This is a genomic window from Asaia sp. W19 (assembly GCF_003994335.1).
Taxonomy (GTDB): Bacteria; Pseudomonadota; Alphaproteobacteria; order Acetobacterales; family Acetobacteraceae; genus Asaia.
In genome coordinates this window covers 1-1,051 of record NZ_PNQZ01000122.1, presented here as the reverse complement: position 1 = coordinate 1,051, position 1,051 = coordinate 1, and the positions used below count along the sequence as shown (strand labels likewise).

The window sequence follows — 1,051 nt, the reverse complement described above, 5'->3', positions numbered from 1 at the left end:
AAGATCGTCTATGACCGCAATACCGGGGTCATGACCGCGACGGGCCATGTGGCCATGGTCGAGCCCGATGGCAGTACGAGTTTTGCTGAGTATGTCGAGCTCAGCAACGGCATGCATGACGGCATCGCGCGGGCCATTTTCCTGCGCATGGAAGACAATGCCAAGCTTGCTGCGAATGGCATGAGGCGCACCAACGGCAAGATCAACGACATGGCCAAGGCCGTCTACACGGCCTGCGAAATCTGCGCGAAGGACCCGACGCGCGCGCCGTTCTGGCAGTTGCGCGCCTATAACGCGACGCAGGACGCCGAGCATCAGCGCATCGAGTTCAGCCATGCCTATCTCGACATGTTCGGCCTACCCATCATGTATCTGCCGATCTTCTCGATGACCGATCCGAGTGTGAAACGTCAGAGCGGCTTCCTCATGCCGGGCATCAACCCGCATGACCGCTATCTCGGCACCTATTTCACCATTCCCTATTTCTGGGCAATCGACGACCAGCAGGATCTGACCGTGCAGGGTCTCGTCTCGACCCGCACCGGGCCCCAGATCAGTGGGCAGTATCGAAACCAGCTCAATTTCGGCAAGGTGAACCTGACGGGCGGCATCGCCTACAGCACCCATAAGGAAGGCAGCTACGTCAACACGTTCGGCAATACTGTCAGTGGTACCAATGATAACGGCATACAGGGCTATGTGCGCGGATCGGCAATATTCGATATCGACCGGCACTGGCGCGCAGGGGCAAACCTGAATCTCGCCTCATCAGCCAACTACATGCGCGACTATCGCATCACCGGTTACGGCAATGAAACGCTGAGCTCCACCGCCTATATCGACGGCTTCGGCGTTGGCTCCTATGCGCGTCTCGACGGTCAGTTCTATCAGGGGCTGAACCAGGGCGTCATCCGCAACTCGAACCTGCCTTTCGTCCTGCCGCGCTTCACCTATGCCTTCCAGGCCGAGACGGACCCGTTGGGCGGCACATTCTCGCTGAATACGAACGACTTCAACGTCTATCGCCCCCAGGGCACGCGCGATCAGCGCG

Annotated in this window: 1 protein-coding gene; it reads left to right on the top strand. The window is 59.1% G+C overall.

Going from position 1 to position 1,051, the window contains the following annotated elements:
* Positions 1-1,051, top strand: a 1,051-nt coding sequence (locus C0V97_RS17150) for an LPS-assembly protein LptD (RefSeq protein WP_148114962.1), incomplete at both ends; no start/stop codon positions are given.